The organism is Streptomyces sp. NBC_01446 (assembly GCF_026340095.1).
In the GTDB taxonomy this organism is placed as follows: Bacteria; Actinomycetota; Actinomycetes; order Streptomycetales; family Streptomycetaceae; genus Streptomyces; species Streptomyces aureus.
Genome location: NZ_JAPEPO010000001.1, coordinates 7,899,823 through 7,915,818, shown reverse-complemented (window position 1 = coordinate 7,915,818; position 15,996 = coordinate 7,899,823). Strand labels below are relative to the sequence as shown.

The following is a 15,996-nucleotide window of genomic DNA, read 5'->3' as shown; positions in this document are numbered from 1 at the left end:
CTTCGCTGAACTTCGCTGAACTTCGCTTGACTTCATTGGGAGAGCAGGAGGTTGATCTGGCTGTTGGTGCGGTCGAGGCCGCCGACGGGCGCGTCGTTGGCGTAGATGTCCTGCATGGCGGGCCGCATCAACGCATATACGTCCGCCGCGTAGTTGGTGATCGGGAAGGAGAAGGTCGTCTTGTCGGCGACCGGCTTGGTGAACGCCGTGACGTCGATGCCGTCCTTCTTGTACGCGGCGACGGCCGCCGCCGTGCCGTCCTTGGTGGCCGGGAACACGATCCCGTGCTCGCCGACCGTCCGCTGGCAGGCGTGGGAGGCGAGGTAGGCCACCCACTTCTCGGCGCCCGGCTTGTTGCGCGCGTGCTTGGTGATGGAGTCCGCGAGGCCGTTCATCATGGTGGCGCGCTTGCCGCTCGGGCCGACGGGGGTGACGGCCGTGCCGGCCTGGATGCCCTTGAACCCGTAGTACGTCTTGATCATCCAGGAGCCGTTGAGCGAGGTCGCCGCCGTGCCCGAACCGAACTGCACATCGGGGCCGTTGGTCTGGGAGAAGTCCTTCTGGGGCGGGAGGTAGCCCTTCTTGGCGAGGCCGAAGTACCAGTCGATCGCGGCCTTGAACCTCTTGTCGTCGTAGTTGTAGTGGGTGCCCCAGGCCGGCTGGTCGGTGTAGCGCCAGCCCATGGACGCGGCGAACGCGCTCCACTGGGTCTGGCCGTCGCCGTCGCCCGCGTCGTTCGTGGCGAGGCCGTAGACCTTGACGTGGTTCTTGTCGAAGCCCTTCTCGTCGCCGCGCACGCCGTTCCTGTCAAGAGTCAGATGCGCGATGGCCTTCTCGAAGGTGCCGCCGTCCTCGGGGTTCCAGGTGAGGTTGTTCAGCCGGCCGGCGGTCAGTCCGGCCTCGCGCGCCATCTTCTTGTTGTAGAAGAGGGCGACGGTGTCCCAGTCCTTGGGGGCGCCGTAGCGGTGCCCGTCCTGGCCGACCCAGGAGGCGGCGAGCCCGGGCTGGTAGTCCGCGTCCTTGATGGCGCGCGTGTGCGGGAGCCTGTCCAGCGGCGCGAGCACCTCCAGGTCGGCGAACTGGGCGAACTTCTGGATGTGGTCGGTGAACACGTCGGGCTGGGTGCCCGCGATGAAGCTCGCGGTGAGTTTGGTCCAGTAGTCGTTCCACCCCATCTGCGTGATCCGTACGTCGAGGCCCGGGTTCTCCTTCTCGAAGTCCTTGGCGCAGGCCTCGTACGCGGGCAGTTGGTTGGAATCCCACAGCCAGTACGTGACGGTGTGCGCGTCGGAGCCGGAGGAGGATCCCGCCGAACAACCGGACACCAGCGAGAGGGCGAGCGCCCCCGCGAGGGCGGTGAAGGCACGCAGTCGCATCAGGTTCCTGCCTCTCTACTTGATCCCGCTGAAGCCGATGGAGTTGACGATGCGCCGCGCGAAGCAGCCGAAGAGCACGAGCATCGGGAGCGCGGCCACGAGCGTCGCCGCCATCAGGCCCGACCAGTCGGTGCCGGTCTGCGGGGTCTGCGCGCGGAAGATGCTCAGCGCGACGGTGAGCACGCGCGAGCTGTCGCTGTACGACACCATCAGCGGCCAGAAGTAGTCGTTCCAGGCCGTGATGTACGTGAGGACGCCCAGCGTGATGACGGGGGTCGACGCCATCGGCAGCAGCACGCGGAAGAAGATCCGCACCTTGCCGGCGCCGTCGAGCAACGCGGCCTCCTCGACCTCGCGGGGCAGGTTCATGAAGAACTGCCGCAGGAAGAACACCGCGAAGGGCGTCATGAACAGGCTGGGCAGGGCGATCCCGAGCAGGGTGTCGACCAGGCCGAGCTGCTTGATCAGGATGAAGTTCGGCAGGAACGTGAAGATGGTCGGCACCATGAGCCCGGCGAGGAACAGGCCGAACATCCGGTCCCTGCCGCGCCAGCGCAGCCGGGCGAAGGCGTACGCGGCCATGGCGGAGAACAGGATCTGGCAGACGGTGATCAGGGTCGAGACGACCACGGAGTTCAGCAGATAGCGCCAGAAGTCGATCGACCCGCCCGCGCCGCCCTGGGCAAGAGCCTCCTTCGTGCTCTGCTGCCCGAAGACCCGGGCGAAACCGCCGCCCGTGAGGCCGGTGGGCAGCGGGGACGAAGGGTCGGCGGTGAGCCCGGCGTTGGAGGACAGGGCGGTGCGCAGGATCCAGTAGAACGGCACCAGGGTGATGACGACGATCGCGGTCATCACGGCCCAGGCGAGGGCGCGTCCGGGCGAGATCCTGCGCCGGGCGCGAGCGCGGGGCGCTGTGGTGGTCACGGCGGCCATGGCGATGGCTCCTCTCTCTCGCTCGTCGCTAGCCGAGGTCGGTGTGTCCGGCGCGGGTGAGCCGGTACTGGATGACGGTGATCACGCTGAGGACGGCCAGGAGGGCCACGGACATGGCGGAGGCGTAGCCGAACTGGAAGCGGCCGAACGCGGAGCCGTAGATGTACAGCTGGAGGACGTTCGTGGCGTTGGCGGGCCCGCCGCCCGTGGTCACGGCGACGGAGTCGAAGACCTGGAACGAGCCGATGACGGTCATGATCAGGACGACGGCGAGCACCGGCCGCAGGAGCGGCAGTGTGACGCGCCAGAACATCCGCCATTCGCTCGCGCCGTCGACCTTCGCCGCCTCGTACACGTCGGCGGGGATGGCCTGGAGCCCGGCGAACAGGAGCAGCGCGGTGTAGCCGACGTGGCGCCATACGTTGATCAGCGCGATGGTCGGTATCGCCCAGGTCTCGTCGGTCAGGAAGGGGATGTGGTCGAAGCCGAACGCGCCGATGACGCGGTTGCCGATACCGAGCTGGGTGTCGAGCATCCACAGCCAGACGATGCCGGCGACGACGTTCGACACGAGGTAGGGCGTCAGGACGATGCCGCGCAGCAGCGCCGATTTCGTCAGCCGCTGCATCAGGACGGCGATGGCGAGCGCCGCGACCGTCTGGACGCCGATGTTGATGACCACGTACTCGACGGTGACCTTCAACGACCCCCAGAAAATAGGGTCGTTGACCATGCGCACATAGTTGTCGAGGCCGACCCACTCCGCGGGCGTGAGCAGGTTGAAGCGGGTGAAGCTCAGATAGATCCCGCGCAGCGTGGGCCAGAGCAGGAAGACCAGGAAACCCAGCAGCGCCGGGGCGATGAAGACCGCCGCGAGGGCGCCGTCCCCGCCGTTTCCGCCACCGTCCCGCTCCCTGATCCGGTCCTTGGTCTTCTGCCTAGCTGCTTCGGCACCAGGCAACCGCACTCGGGTGGGTGGGCTGCTTGAGGCGACAGTCATCTGAGACTCCCTCGTCCGCGACTCGTCCTCGTGCCGATTACTTTTGACGCGGAACAATCATGGCGTCAAGAGGCGCGGAGAGACCTTCTCAGGAAGGCGTGTCAGCCGGAACTGCTTGACATTGCTTTCGCCACGGAATAATTCTTTGTCACAGGCTGTGACAGACTCAGGCCCGCACGCCACCCCCTTCAACGACCAGCGCGAGGAGCCCATGAGCGCACGTACCGCGAGCTGGCTGCCCCTGAGCCCCGGTGAACGCGCGGTGGCGATCGAGGTGTTGACGCACGGCCCGCTGTCCCGCAGCGAGATCGCCAAGCGGCTCAGCCTGTCCCCCGGCAGCCTCACCCGTCTGACCAAGCCGCTCATCGAGTCCGGTCTGCTGGTCGAGGAGGCCACGACAGCGGCCTCACTGCGCCAGGGACGCCCCTCGCAGCCGCTCGACATCGTGGCCGGGTCACAGAGCTTCGCCGGGTTCAAGATCACGGGTGACGCGGTCTACGGGGTGGTCACCACCCTCAGGAGCGAGATCGTCGCCCGCCGGTCCGAGCTCCTGGACACGCACGACCCGGAGGAGATCGCGGACCTCCTGCACCGGATGACCACCGGTTTCCAGGAGAGCTTCCCCCGCCTCGCCGGAATCGGCATCGGCGTGGGCGGCAACGTCAGGCACCGGGCGACCGTCGTCGCGAACGCGTTCCTCGGCTGGGAGGAAGTACCGCTCGCCGAAATGGTCGAAGGGCGTACGGGGCTGCCCGTCGTCGTCGACAGCGACGTGGCGGGGCTGATCGAGGCCGAGGCCTGGTTCGGCGCCGGCCGCGGCCTCGAACGGTTCGCTGTCCTCACCATCGGGGCGGGCATCGGCTACGGCCTGATGCTCGGCGGACGCCTGGTCCGCACCGGCGAGGACGGCCACGGGGTCGGCAAGCGCTGGATCATCGACGCCAACGGCCCGCTCACCCCGGAGGGCGAACGGGGCAGCGCCATGGCCCTGTTGACCATCCCCAGCATCTGCTACCAGGTTCGCGCGGCCACCGGCCGGGACGTGACGTACGAGGAGATCCTGGCCTCCGCCACGTCCGGTGACCCGCTCTGCTCCCGCGTGATCGGCGAGGCTGCGCGAGCCCTGGGCACGCTGGTCGCACAGATCGCCAACTTCGCGATGCCGGAGAAGATCCTGCTGGCGGGCGAGGGGGTGGGCCTCGCCGACGTCGCGGGCGGCGTGGTCCACGAGGCGATCCTCGCCAACCGCCACCCCATGGCGGACCCCGTCCACCTGGAGACGAAGGTCTCCGACTTCCACGAGTGGGCCCGCGGCGCCGCGGTCCTGGCCATCCAGGTACTGGTGCTGGGGACGAACGAGGGGTGGGGGACGCCCTAGCGGGGGCCGCGGGCCGGGCCGAGCAGGACGCCGGCGATCAGATCGTGGACCAGGAACTCACCCGGCCGGCAGTTCTCCTTGAGCCGGTCCAGGTCGGCGGCACCGAACCAGCCGTACGCGGAGTGCTTGGACCACTCCAGGGCGGGGTGGTCCAGATCCCCGTCGACCTCGACGACCCAGTCGGCCTCGTGCCGTCGGCCGCCACCGTCGTCGCCGGTCCAGGTGGACACACCGAGGAACGCACCCACCCGCCGCAGGCGCCACCCCGTCTCCTCCTCGATCTCGCGGGCCAGCGCGCCGAGAAGACTCTCGCCGGGCTCGACATGGCCGCCGACGATGTCCCACGTGCCGGGGAAAAGGCGCCGGTCGGGGCTCCGCCTCTGCGCGAAAGCCTGCCCCTGCCCATTGAGGATCACGGCACCCACGGTCCACACCTCGCCCTGCTTCATCACGGGAGGTGCGGGCGTCACGGCGATCCGTTCGTACTGCTCGCGCGGCGGCATGGCGCCACTTTAGAGGGACGCCGACGCGACCCGGCAGGACGGCGGGAGCCGGGGCTGACAGGAAACTGACAGCGTCCGTGCACTACTGGTCGGAAGAGCCCCGGTAAGTGGCATCGTGGAAGGTGAGCGCACCGCCGGTCCCGCTCCGCGTGAGCGGCCCCTACGGCGGCGCGCACCGCGGAGCGAAGGCGGTGACGGCTGTGGCAACCACCCTCAAGGCCGGAGGGAGCCGGTTCAAGGCCGATCGGCAGCTGACCGTGCGCATGCTGGTCACCGTGTTCCTGCTGGGGCTGCTGTATGTGGCGTTCATCGGTGCGCTCCTGGTCCTGCTCAAGTCGACGCTCCTGGTCGTCGTGATCGCCGCGGGACTCCTCGGGTCGCAGTACTGGTTCTCCGACCGGATCGCCCTGTACGCCATGCACGGCCGCATCGTGACCCGTGAGGAGCAGCCCCAGCTGCACGGCGTCATCGACCGGCTGTGCGCGACCGCCGACATGCCGAAACCGCAGGTGGCCATCGCCGGCACCGATCTGCCGAACGCCTTCGCCACCGGCCGCAACGCCGATCACGCGGTGCTGTGCGTGACCACGGGCCTGCTGCGCCGTCTGGAGCCCGACGAGCTGGAGGGTGTCCTCGCGCACGAGCTGTCCCATGTGGCGCACCGCGACGTCGCCGTGATCACGGTGGCCTCGTTCCTCGGTGTGGTCGCCGGTATCGTCGTGCGCTTCGCGTTCTACTCGGAGCTGCTCGGCGGGCGCCGCAGGACCGACCAGAACACGCTGGTGGTCCTCGCGGTGGTCATGGGCGTCTCGATCGCCGTATACGCGATCAGCTTCGTCCTCATCCGGGCACTGTCCCGATACCGGGAGCTCGCCGCCGACCGGGCCGCGGCACTGCTCACCGGCCGGCCGTCGGCGCTGGCGTCCGCGCTGACCAAGCTCGACGGGGACATCGCCCGCATCCCGAACAAGGACCTGCGGACGGCCCGCGCGTTCAACGCGTTCTACTTCATCCCCGCGCTGTCGAAAAACGCCCCCCTGCCCCGGCTCTTCTCCACTCACCCCTCGCTCGAACAGCGCCTCGACCAGCTGGCGGCGATCTCCGCCGACCTCGGCCGCCCGGCCTGAGCCCCCGAAGGGATCCACATGGGCTTCCTGGACATCCTGCTCGGGCGCACCAGGCCCGCCCCACCCGACCTCGACCGGCTCTTCGGCCTGCCGTCGGCCGCGATCACCCTGGAGGCGGCCGCCGGGTTCACGCCGACCGGCCTGGGCTCGGTGTGCTTCACGACGGTGGAGGGGACGGCCTTCGACACGATCCGCGAGGACGTAGGGGCGCTGCTGAACGCCGATACGGAGCGTGGCACCGCGGCGGAGTTCAGCCGGGACGAATACGGCTACACATGGCTGCTTTCGCGACGAGCCCCCTCGGACCTCCCGGCGCTGGTCGGGGATCTGCACGCGGTGAACGCCACGCTCGAAGGCAACGGCTTCGGCCCCCAGCTCCTCTGCTCCCTGGCCGGCTTCCGCAACACAGAGGGCCACTCGCTGGCGCTCGTCTACCTGTACAAGCGGGGCACGTTCTACCCCTTCGCCCCGCTCCCCGGAGAAAGGCGCGACAACGCCCTGGAACTGCGCGTACGCGCAGTGATCGGCGACGACCTCCGCATGGAACCGGACCTGGAACGCTGGTTCCCGGTGTGGGGCGCCCCCGGCCTGGGAGACACGACCTGACACGGCCACCGAGGGAAGGACGGGACCGGTCGACAAACCCCGACCATCACGAAACCCCGACCATCACGCCCGCAGAGCGACGACGGCCTCGTCCGTGTACATCAGGAACGTCAGCGTCTCCTGGAAGTACAACTCGACGCCGATCGCGTCGTGCGAGGTGTAACCGATCGAAAGATCCTGACCGATGCGGAGTTCGTAGTCGCCCCCGCGGGTGGACAGAACGAAGGCGCCGTTGATCGCGGGTGCCCAGATCAGGTCGCCGTCCAGGAGCCGGGCGATGTGGCCGGACACGGGGAAACCGTGGTCGGTGGTCTCGCTGACCGCCGTGTACGCCTCAGCGCCGAGCAGCAGCGAGTACGGGCCGTCGACGCCGGCGAGGCGCAGGGCGCTCAAGGCCCTCGAGATGGTGTCGGGGTAGTCGCGGGGTTCGGCCGGCAGACTCAGAACGGGGTTGGACGTGCGCTCGCGGACGCCTTCGATCTGGCCCGCGGCGTAGCCGTCGAAGATGGCCTGGTCCTCGGCGAACGCCATCGTGCGGGCCGCGTCCTTGACCGGCTGCCAGTCGGAGTCGTTGGAGCCACGAGCGACGTCGTCCACGGCCTCGCGGCTGACCGTGAAGGGCACGCGCAGTTCAACCAGCGGCTGGGCCTCGCGCAGCCGCGCCATGACTCCCGGTGCGGGCGGCGTTACGGACCGCAGATGCCCGGTGCCGACGGCGGCGAGTTCGAGCCCGTCGGGGCCGGTGACGTCGAGGACGCGGCGTCCCGCGACATGGCGCTGGAAGGTGCGGCCCGCCTCTTGCTCGATCTCCGCCCAGGCGGCTTCGCTGATGGGGGCGAGTTCGCGGTGCAGGTTGTTCATGACGCGGGGGCTCCTTTGAGGCCGCCGATGCCCAACGAGCCGTCGGGCGGGGCGACGACGGGCTGCGGTGACGCGGCAGGTGCGGGAACTTCGCGTGCGGCGTCCGGCAGAGCGGGCGGGTCCGGCAGGTTGTCGAGGAAGTCTGCGGTGGGAACGAAGAACAGGTTTCCCGTGACGGCGGTGGAGAAGTCGAGGATCCGGTCGGTGTTGCCGGGAGGGCTGCCGATGAACATGTTCTCGAGCATCTGCTCGGTGACCGCGGGAGTCCGCGCGTACCCGATGAAGTACGTCCCGAACTCGCCGCGCTCCAGGGTCCCGAACGGCATGTTCTGGCGGAAGATCTGCCGTTCCTCACCATCCTCGGTAATGGTGTTGAGGGCGACGTGGGAGTTGGCGGGCTTGGTCTCGTCGGACATCTCGATGTTGTCGGCCTTCGAACGGCCGATGACCTTCTCCTGCTCCTCCGTCGACAGGGCATGCCAGGCAGCCATGTCGTGGAGATACTTCTGCACCACGACGTAACTGCCGCCCGCGAACGGGGCGTCCTCATCGCCGATGAACACGGCAGAGCGTGCCGCTTCACCGGTCGGGTTCTCGCTGCCGTCCACGAACCCGAGCAGGTCCCGGTCGTCGAAGTAGTTGAAGCCGTGCACCTCGTCGACAACGGTCGCGGCGTCGCCGAGCTGTCCGACGATGTGGCCGGCCAGCTCGAAACAGAGGTCCATGCGCCGCGCCCGCACATGGAAGAGCAGATCCCCCGGAGTGGCGACGGCCCGGTGCCGATCGCCGTTCAGCTCACGAAAGGGATGCAGCCCGGCGGGCCGCGGCCCGCCGAACAACCGGTCCCAGACAACAGAGCCAATCCCGACGGTGCACGACAGGAACGAGTCGGGAGAGCGGAACGAGACCGACCGCAGCAGCCCGTTCACACCACCGAGCTGGTCGCGTACGCGGGGTTCGGCGCCAGGTGCCGTGGTCACCACGAGAAAGAGGGCCGCTGTCGAGTACGGCGCCATGACGGGCTGCGTTTGCGTCACTGACTCTCCCGCAGGGGTGCGATGCAGTCGGCTGACTTCCGTCACACTAAGCCGGGCTCACCTCTCCCGCACGGTCAGTCGGTGACCCGCCGTGGATCACGCCCTCTGCGGACGTCCTCCACGAGGTGCATCGCGGCCTCCTCGGCGGAGGCGGCCGCACCGTCGATCCCGACGTCCTCGGCGACGAGCTCGCTCTCCTCGTCCTTACGCACTCCTTCATCGGGCGCCACGAGCCGACCGGCGCGCTCGGCCCCCACCTCGTCGTCGAGCGGTTCGCCGTCGGTGTCCCAGGTGTCTCCGATGCCGTCGTCTTCCGGTACGGACAGGTCGGGGACCTCCTCGGACAGACGCTCGTCGAGCGTCTCGCCGAGCCGCTGCTCCGAGCAGGTGACACCGGTGTGCTCGACCCCCCAGGGCCGCTCGGGCGGCGAATAGCCCTGGTCGAGCGGATCGGTGACGGCGCCGCCGAGCAGGGTGTCCTCCTGGTCGAGGAGACCCTCGTCGTCCTGGACCTCGGACCCGTCGGGCTGGTAGACGTCGTCTCCCCGCCCTTGATCGTCGATGTCCACGTCGCCTCCTTCAGCGGTGGCCTCTGCCTCCATTGTGGGCGGCGAGGGGGCGGCACGTCCTGCTGAAGGATCCCGGACGTGAAGGTGCCCCGACCGTGACGGGGGATCACGGCCGGGGCGGTCCGAGTGGCCACGGATGGCGGTCGCCTCGCGGCGGGGGCTCCACAAGGCATCAGCCGAACGATCGTCCTTGCAGGCGAATGAGATGAGGCCCGGGGACACAGCTCCATCCGCGTCCACGCCAAGGTTAACGACGAACCACCCTCGGGAATTCCCCACCCCCCGGCCCGCCCCATGAACTACGTCACGACCCACCCCCGAGGACGAAAGCTGGGAAGGCGGCCCCACCGAGCGATGAGCCGCATACGTGCCGTGGACCGGTCGCCCGGGACGGAGCAGCCCCGCCGAAGGGTCGGCCGCGTACGAGACGCGCGGCAGCAAGTCCCACCGGGCAGCGAGTCCCACCGGCGGTGAGAAGCCGACGAGACGGGAGGGGACGCGGGGGCATGTGCGCGCGGAGCCACCAGCACCACGTACAGGCAATTAACTAGCCAGCGCGCGCCCGTAGAACAGCGAGCACGTACATGCCCCCGCGGCCCCGCACCCGACAACACAACGACCGACGACACCCCGCACCGAAGCAGGCACCGCCACCCCCGCCCCACCCCTCCGTCACGGCGTCGCGGGCACGTCCTCCAGCGCCGAGATCCGCCGCCCGATCGCCTCGAGCGCGCCGGGCCGCCGACCGGGAACCGCACGCCGCAGCCGCGTAAGAGACGCGGCAAGCGCACGGGCCTGCGCCGGATCACCAAGCTGCTCCCACTGATGATGGGCGCGATCCACGGCTGCCTCGACATCCTCCGTGTCCACAGCCTGCCCGCGCGCCAGCCGAGCCGAGGCCGCGGCCATCCACAGCTCGCAACTGCGCCCAGGATCCTGCGCGAGCCGCGCAAGATCCGCACGCACCTCGAGCCAGTGGAGCGCCTCCGGCGACCCCGCGCCATGAGTGCGCAGAGCGGTGCTCTCCCACATGGCCGCGATGGCCGCGGCCTCACCGTGCCGCCCGGACTGCGCGGCGGCGAGGATCGCCGGGTGCGGATCGGCATCGGGGCGAGCCTCGACAACTGGAGCCACCTCTTGCCGAGGGACCGGCACGGGCGACGAGGGAGCCACCGGCACACTCCCCGGCCCACCATCGACCGCGAGGAACACCGCATCGCCGGGACCGGCCTCCCCAGCCGCCTGAGCATGAAGATGCGCAAGCGGCGGTCGGTGCCCGTTGCGCCATATCGAGGCATAGGTCTTGAGGTAGCCGGGCACGGCGTTGGAACGGCGCGGAGGAGGAGGCGAGACCCGCCCGAACAGACGAACCCCGGGCCCCACACCGAACCCCCCGCCCCGCACCTGCCCCCAGGCATCACCGTCGGCCACCAGATCGAGGACCACCGTGGTGGTGTCGGGCCGCCGGAGCGCGAGTTCGCCGGTGAGCCAGTGCCAGGGCAGTGCCGTGTACCGCAGGGTCGACGGAGTCGTACGGGCCAGGGCGAGATGGAGCAGACGCTGGCGGTGATCCAGATGGAGCTGCCCGGTCACGTACAGGACGAGGGGGCCGGGCGCGGCGGCCGCGGTGCGGATGCGGGTGAGGACGGTCTGCGGGTCGACGGGGTCGGCGAGTTCGACGACGGTCGCGGCGGCGGTGCCGGTCAGCGCGCTGGGTGGTACGGCCGCGAGCGCGGGCAGTACGGAAGTCGCGTCGATGAGGCAGCTCTTGTTCGCCGGGGCGGCCGCAAGGAGCAGCGCGGTCCCGGTCACTGTCTGTTCCCCGTTGTCCTGCTGAGTGATCACCACTACAGCACCGTAACTGGTCCTTCTCTGTCACGGGTGACCGGTGGCAGGAGCTCGACTGGGGCCAATACAGGGCGATTTGGACGCAATCGGGAAGTAGCTGCCGCGCGCGCAAGGGTTCCGTCATTGTTGGCGGAACGAGAACGAGCCACCCCGCCCCGTTCTGCCCCGCAGCCGACCGCGATGCACGCCACGCGCCCGGCGCCGGTGCCCCGTCCGGGTGCGGAGCCGATCCCCGTCACGGAAGCTGAGGACCATGGACGAACCTGAAGGATTTCCCCCTGTGGTCGTGCACGCCACCCAGCCCGGCGGCCGCCGGGTGACCATCCGCGGCGAGGACGCCGGACTGGCGACCGGACAGGAGGACGTGCTCGAGTTCCTGCGGCGAGCGGGCCTGGAGGACGCGCGGCTGGACGACCCCGAGCTGGTCGAGTGGCGGGGTGGCGGTACGAAGGTGTGGCCGGCGCAGATCTGAAGAGGCGCCGCCAACCCACACCCCACACCCCAGCGTCAGCGGTAAGAGCTCGCGTCGGCCGGCTTGCCCGGGTCCTGCACCTCGACGAGGTAGCGCCAGGCGTCGGGCCGGCTCCCGTCGACGTCGGTGAAGCCGTACACCTGGGCAAGTGCCCCGCTCGACGTCGACTGCCCGTTCCAGCGGGCCACTTCGGGGTCGGCGGCGAGCGCGGCGACGGCCCGGCCGACGTAGAACGGCGTCTCGGAGATCGCGAAGTGCGGCATCTGTTCCAGGGCGTCGCGCCAGTTCTCCTCGGTGACGCCGAAGTGGCCGAGCATGATCTCCGAGCGGAGCCAGCCCGGGGTGAGGGCGAGGGCTGTCGCGCCGCGTGGGCCCAGTTCCTGCCCGAGGGCGAAGCCCATACGCAGGACGGAACTCTTGGCGAGATCGTAGAAGAACGAGACGCGGTAGTTGTCACGGTTGTACTCGGCCGTGCCGTCGGTCACCTCGACGACGAGACCACCGGGGTTGCGGAGCAGGAGCGGCAGCGCGTGGTGGCTGGTGATGGCGTGCGTCTCGACGGCGAGGCGGAGCAGGCGAAGCCCGTCGTCGAGGTCGTGCTCCCAGACGGGGGTGTCCCAGGCGAAGAGGTTCTCGCCGCCCCAGATGTCGTTGACCAGGACATCGAGCCGCCCCTGTTCGGTGGCGATGCGGTCGACGAGGGCCTTGACCTGGGCGGGGTCGAGGTGGTCGGTGGGCACGGCGATACCGCGCCCGCCGGCCGCGGTCACCAGGTCGGCCGTGTCCTCGATGGTCTCCGGCCGGTCGTACTCGGAGCGCCGGGCCCGCGTCGTGCGGCCGGTCACATACACCGTGGCGCCGGCCGCGCCGAGTTCCACGGCGATGCCCCGTCCCGCGCCGCGGGTCGCGCCCGCCACGAGGGCGACCTTGTCGTCCAGCCGGGCACTTCCGGTCCCGGGTTCCTGTGTCATGGAGCCGTCTCCTCGCTGCTGCGGGACGGGCCGCCGTGGCCAGCCCTCGGTTCGAGCATGACCCGAAATCAGGACACCGAGTGTCGCCATTCCTGAGCGGATGTTCTCCGCCCATCGGTCACATTCCAGGGCCGGCCCGTGTCATAACAGTGACCAGGGAATCCGCCCGATGTGACAGGGAGACGCCGATGCCACCCGCCCGGACCGCGAAGCAGCGCAAGCAGGACACCCTCGACAGGCTCGAACGCGACGAGGACGTATGGGTGGCCACGGCCGACGGGGAGAACGCGACGCCGTATCTCGTACCGCTGTCGTTCCTGTGGGACGGCGCGACGCTGCTGCTCGCCACTCCGGCGGCCAGCTCCACGGGACGCAATCTGCGGGCTACGGGGCGGGTCAGGCTCGGTGTCGGCCCGACGCGTGACGTCGTCATGATCGAGGGCACGGCGCAGACGCTGACGGCCGCCGAACTCCCGCAGAGCGTCGGAGACGCGTTCGCGGAGAAGACAGGGTTCGACCCGCGCACGCTGACCTCGGAGTACCTCTACTTCCGCGTCACACCGCGGCGGGTCCAGGCCTGGCGGGAGGCCAACGAGCTGGCGGGCCGGGACCTGATGCGGGAGGGCGAGTGGGTCGAGCACTGAACCACCCGCACCGAAGCCCGAGTTGAGAACGGACTGCGGAGCCGGCCAAAAGCCGACCCCACCCACCTCAGCCCACCCATGGCAGCCCACCCGCAGCCCGACAACGCGGAACGCGCCCGCCGGAGAGACCTCCGACGGGCGCGCCCGGTGCCACACACTCAGCCGGTCGACCCGGCTCAGCCGGCGGCGGCAGGCTCCAGCTCCTTCTCCTCACCGCCCGGCCGCGCCGTCTCGTTCTCGGCATGCCAGTCCTCGTTGTCGGCGAGCGGCTTCTCCTTCAGTACGAAGGCGAGGACGAGACCGACCGCGAAGACGGGCACCAGGTACAGGAAGATCGGCACGAGTGCCTCCTGGTACGAGGAGACGACCGTGGCGCGCAGATCGGCCGGCAGGGCCCGTACGAGCGCGGGCGTCAGTGAGTCGCTGTCGCCGACCTTCGAGGCGGCGTCCGCGGGCAGGCGCGTGGCGAGCTGGTCGGTGAGGCGGCTGGCGAAGACCGCGCCGACGACGGCGGTGCCCAGGGTCGCGCCGATCTCCCGGAAGAAGTTGTTCGCGGAAGTGGCCGTGCCGACCTCGGCGCCCGGGAAGTCGTTCTGCACGGCGAGTACGAGGGTCTGCATCATCAGGCCGACACCGGCGCCCGCGAGTCCTACGTACAGGCAGACCAGCCAGACCGGGTCGCTCACGTCGAGGCGGGACATCAGGAACGCGACGAGCATGATGATGACCGTGCCGACGATCGGATAGATCTTGTAGCGGCCGGTCTTGCTCATGATCGCGCCGGACGGCAGCGCCGTGGCCATGATGCCGACGACCATCGGGATGAGCAGCAGCCCCGACTCGGTGGCCGTCTTGCCGTAGACCATCTGGAGATACGTGGGCATGTAGCCGACGATCGCGAACATGCCGAGGCCGATCACGATCATGCCGAGGAGCGTGGCGACGTTGAAGATCGGGCTGCGGAAGAGGTGCAGCGGGATGACCGGCTCGGCGGCCCGCTTCTCGGCGACGAAGAACAGCACCCAGGCGAGGACCGCGCCGATGCCGAGCCCGATGACCAGCGGGTCGGACCACTCGTACTGCGTGCCGCCCCAGCTGGCGAACAGCACGGTGCAGGTGACGGCGGCGGCCATCAGTGCGGTGCCGAGGTAGTCGAGGGTGACCTTGACGGCCTTGCGCGGCAGCTTGATCGCGACGGCCGCGACGAAGAAGGCGAGGATACCGAGCGGCAGGTTGACCCAGAACGCCCAGCGCCACGAGTGCTCGTCGGTGAACCAGCCGCCGAGCAGCGGCCCGACGACCGAGGAGAGGCCGAACACGGCGCCCATGGGGGCCATGTACTTGGCGCGTTCCCGGGGCGGCACGAGGTCGGCGATGATCGCCTGCGAGGTGATCATGAGGCCGCCGCCGCCCAGGCCCTGGAGGGCGCGGCCCGCGACGAGGGTGCCCATGTTCTGGGCGAGCCCGCAGACCACGGAGCCGACCAGGAAGAGCGCGATGCCCGCGAGGAATATGTTCTTGCGGCCCATGAGGTCGCCGAGCTTGCCGTAGACCGGCATGCCGATGGTGGCGGCGAGGATGTACGCGGTGGTGATCCACGCCATGTGCTCGATGCCGTTGAGCTCGCCGACGATGGTCGGCAGGGCGGTGCTGACGATGGTCTGGTCGAGCGCGCCGAGCAGCATCGTCAGCATCAGCGCGCCGAAGATCAGCCCGAAGTTGTGCGGCTTGGCCGTTCCGTCCTCAGGGGCGGGATCGGTGCCCGCCGGTGCGGGGGCGTGGGTCATGCTCAGGTCTCCGTACGTGAAGTGATGGGATGCGCGGCGCGCGAGCGGTCGCCGCCCGGGGAGTTCGGGGAGTCTTCGGGGCTGGGGTGGGGAGTCGTGTGGGGGCCTTGCGCGGGGAGCGCTCGCACCGGTGCCGTGGGGGCGGCGGCCGGGTTGCGCTGCGGGAGCCGCGGCTCAGGCCTCCCGTTCGGTGGTGGCGGGTGGGGTGTACGCCGGGGCGAGGAGGCCGCGCAAAGCGGTGAAGGAGTCGCGCACCGAGGCCGCGGGGCCGTCGGGGTGCTGCTTGTCGCGGGCCCATCGCATGAGGCCGTTGCGTACGGCGGTCATGGCGATCCCCGCGAGCAGCGCCACGGTCTGTCCGTCGGGGGCGTCTCCCGTGCGGCGGGCGATGGCGCCGGCGAGGTCCCGTTCGAGCGCGTCGCACTCGGCGAGGAACGCGCCGAGGGCCGAGGGCACCTTCTCGACCAGGGCGAGGACGTCCTCGAACGCTCCGGCGCCGGGCGCCATTTCGTCGACGTGCGTGGCGAACACGTCGCCCAGGTCCCGCAGCACGGCGTCCGGGCCGCGGCCCGGCGCGGAGACGAACTGCTCCGCCTCGGCCTCGGTCAGGCCGCCTGGCCAGGCGAAGAGGGCGGTCTCCTTGGTGCGGAAGTAGTTGAAGAAGGTCCGTGGGGAGACCCCGGCCTCCTTGCTGATCATCTCGACCGTGACGTGTTCGAGGCCGTGTTCACGGGCCAGGCGGACCGTGGCGGCGTGCAGTTCGGCCCGGGTCTGGCGCCGTCGCCGGGCGCGCAGCCCTTCGGCCGGCGCCGGCTCGCGGACCGCCGACGCCGCGGTGCCTGATGTCATCACGCGGAAGATTCTTGCACACACTGCAATCTTTG

The 15,996-nt window shown here is 69.7% G+C and carries 16 protein-coding genes; 5 read left to right on the top strand and 11 right to left on the bottom strand.

Annotated features, from left to right (window positions below; all coding sequences use genetic code 11):
• Window positions 1-32: 32 nt before the first annotated feature.
• From OG456_RS35740 to OG456_RS35730, 3 genes are read right to left on the bottom strand one after another with little or no spacing between them, the layout of a single operon-like run.
• Window positions 33-1,376, bottom strand: coding sequence for a sugar ABC transporter substrate-binding protein (locus OG456_RS35740; protein WP_266568378.1), 1,344 nt, complete (start codon window positions 1,374-1,376; stop codon window positions 33-35).
• A 15-nt stretch (window positions 1,377-1,391) separates the two neighbouring features.
• Window positions 1,392-2,309: a carbohydrate ABC transporter permease gene (locus tag OG456_RS35735; protein WP_266568376.1), complete on the bottom strand. Its 918-nt coding sequence runs from the start codon at window positions 2,307-2,309 to the stop codon at window positions 1,392-1,394.
• Window positions 2,310-2,337: 28 nt separating this feature from the next.
• Window positions 2,338-3,309, bottom strand: coding sequence for a carbohydrate ABC transporter permease (locus tag OG456_RS35730; RefSeq protein ID WP_266568374.1), 972 nt, complete (start codon window positions 3,307-3,309; stop codon window positions 2,338-2,340).
• 211 nt (window positions 3,310-3,520) lie between these two features.
• On the opposite strand from OG456_RS35730, the gene OG456_RS35725 reads away from it, so the two are divergent.
• Complete coding sequence (locus OG456_RS35725; protein WP_266568372.1) at window positions 3,521-4,687, top strand: ROK family transcriptional regulator; 1,167 nt, start codon at window positions 3,521-3,523, stop codon at window positions 4,685-4,687.
• Here OG456_RS35725 and OG456_RS35720 read toward each other — a convergent pair.
• Entirely contained in the window at window positions 4,684-5,136 is a 453-nt protein-coding gene (locus OG456_RS35720) for an NUDIX hydrolase (protein WP_266569536.1), read from the bottom strand. The two genes, OG456_RS35725 and OG456_RS35720, sit on opposite strands and share 4 nt — an antisense overlap.
• A 254-nt stretch (window positions 5,137-5,390) precedes the next feature.
• Here OG456_RS35720 and htpX point away from each other — a divergent pair, with 254 nt between their 5' ends.
• Window positions 5,391-6,317, top strand: coding sequence for a zinc metalloprotease HtpX (gene htpX, locus OG456_RS35715; RefSeq protein ID WP_266569535.1), 927 nt, complete (start codon window positions 5,391-5,393; stop codon window positions 6,315-6,317).
• Window positions 6,318-6,335: 18 nt separating this feature from the next.
• The gene (locus OG456_RS35710; protein WP_266568370.1) at window positions 6,336-6,923 is read left to right on the top strand and encodes a hypothetical protein; all 588 of its coding nucleotides are present in this window, start codon (window positions 6,336-6,338) and stop codon (window positions 6,921-6,923) included.
• 63 nt (window positions 6,924-6,986) lie between these two features.
• On the opposite strand, the gene OG456_RS35705 is transcribed toward OG456_RS35710, so the two are convergent.
• From OG456_RS35705 to OG456_RS35690, 4 genes are all read right to left on the bottom strand, one after another.
• Window positions 6,987-7,784: a family 1 encapsulin nanocompartment shell protein gene (locus OG456_RS35705; protein WP_266568368.1), complete on the bottom strand. Its 798-nt coding sequence runs from the start codon at window positions 7,782-7,784 to the stop codon at window positions 6,987-6,989.
• Window positions 7,781-8,821 carry a Dyp-type peroxidase gene (locus OG456_RS35700; RefSeq protein WP_266568366.1) on the bottom strand — a complete coding sequence of 347 codons (1,041 nt, stop codon included), beginning with the start codon at window positions 8,819-8,821 and terminating at the stop codon, window positions 7,781-7,783. The genes OG456_RS35705 and OG456_RS35700 overlap by 4 nt, the downstream gene beginning before the upstream one ends.
• 74 nt (window positions 8,822-8,895) lie before the next feature.
• Complete coding sequence (locus tag OG456_RS35695) at window positions 8,896-9,390, bottom strand: DUF5709 domain-containing protein (protein WP_266568364.1); 495 nt, start codon at window positions 9,388-9,390, stop codon at window positions 8,896-8,898.
• 672 nt (window positions 9,391-10,062) lie between these two features.
• Window positions 10,063-11,238, bottom strand: a complete 1,176-nt coding sequence (locus OG456_RS35690; RefSeq protein WP_266568362.1) for a hypothetical protein — start codon at window positions 11,236-11,238, stop codon at window positions 10,063-10,065.
• A gap of 253 nt (window positions 11,239-11,491) precedes the next feature.
• Here OG456_RS35690 and OG456_RS35685 point away from each other — a divergent pair, with 253 nt between their 5' ends.
• Window positions 11,492-11,710 (top strand): hypothetical protein, encoded by a 219-nt coding sequence (locus OG456_RS35685; RefSeq protein ID WP_266568360.1) that lies wholly within the window; start codon window positions 11,492-11,494, stop codon window positions 11,708-11,710.
• Between the two features lie 35 nt (window positions 11,711-11,745).
• Here the strand turns inward: OG456_RS35685 and OG456_RS35680 are convergent, their stop codons facing one another.
• Window positions 11,746-12,681: an SDR family oxidoreductase gene (locus tag OG456_RS35680; RefSeq protein WP_266568358.1), complete on the bottom strand. Its 936-nt coding sequence runs from the start codon at window positions 12,679-12,681 to the stop codon at window positions 11,746-11,748.
• Window positions 12,682-12,869: 188 nt separating this feature from the next.
• Here OG456_RS35680 and OG456_RS35675 point away from each other — a divergent pair, with 188 nt between their 5' ends.
• Window positions 12,870-13,325 carry a pyridoxamine 5'-phosphate oxidase family protein gene (locus tag OG456_RS35675; RefSeq protein WP_266568356.1) on the top strand — a complete coding sequence of 152 codons (456 nt, stop codon included), beginning with the start codon at window positions 12,870-12,872 and terminating at the stop codon, window positions 13,323-13,325.
• 176 nt (window positions 13,326-13,501) lie between these two features.
• Here the strand turns inward: OG456_RS35675 and OG456_RS35670 are convergent, their stop codons facing one another.
• Window positions 13,502-15,112 (bottom strand): MDR family MFS transporter, encoded by a 1,611-nt coding sequence (locus OG456_RS35670; RefSeq protein WP_266568354.1) that lies wholly within the window; start codon window positions 15,110-15,112, stop codon window positions 13,502-13,504.
• A 174-nt stretch (window positions 15,113-15,286) separates the two neighbouring features.
• A complete protein-coding gene (locus OG456_RS35665; protein ID WP_266568352.1) occupies window positions 15,287-15,961 on the bottom strand; it encodes a TetR/AcrR family transcriptional regulator in 675 nt (224 codons plus the stop codon).
• Between the last annotated feature and the right edge of the window lie 35 nt (window positions 15,962-15,996).

Coding starts and splice junctions, on each gene's coding strand:
- OG456_RS35740 (WP_266568378.1), bottom strand. CDS start 1,376: ATGCGACTGCGTGCCTTCACCGCCCTCGCGGGGGCGCTCGCCCTCTCG.
- OG456_RS35735 (WP_266568376.1), bottom strand. CDS start 2,309: ATGGCCGCCGTGACCACCACAGCGCCCCGCGCTCGCGCCCGGCGCAGG.
- OG456_RS35730 (WP_266568374.1), bottom strand. CDS start 3,309: ATGACTGTCGCCTCAAGCAGCCCACCCACCCGAGTGCGGTTGCCTGGT.
- OG456_RS35725 (WP_266568372.1), top strand. CDS start 3,521: ATGAGCGCACGTACCGCGAGCTGGCTGCCCCTGAGCCCCGGTGAACGC.
- OG456_RS35720 (WP_266569536.1), bottom strand. CDS start 5,136: ATGAAGCAGGGCGAGGTGTGGACCGTGGGTGCCGTGATCCTCAATGGG.
- OG456_RS35710 (WP_266568370.1), top strand. CDS start 6,336: ATGGGCTTCCTGGACATCCTGCTCGGGCGCACCAGGCCCGCCCCACCC.
- OG456_RS35705 (WP_266568368.1), bottom strand. CDS start 7,784: ATGAACAACCTGCACCGCGAACTCGCCCCCATCAGCGAAGCCGCCTGG.
- OG456_RS35685 (WP_266568360.1), top strand. CDS start 11,492: ATGGACGAACCTGAAGGATTTCCCCCTGTGGTCGTGCACGCCACCCAG.
- OG456_RS35680 (WP_266568358.1), bottom strand. CDS start 12,681: ATGACACAGGAACCCGGGACCGGAAGTGCCCGGCTGGACGACAAGGTC.
- OG456_RS35675 (WP_266568356.1), top strand. CDS start 12,870: ATGCCACCCGCCCGGACCGCGAAGCAGCGCAAGCAGGACACCCTCGAC.
- OG456_RS35670 (WP_266568354.1), bottom strand. CDS start 15,112: ATGACCCACGCCCCCGCACCGGCGGGCACCGATCCCGCCCCTGAGGAC.
- OG456_RS35665 (WP_266568352.1), bottom strand. CDS start 15,961: ATGACATCAGGCACCGCGGCGTCGGCGGTCCGCGAGCCGGCGCCGGCC.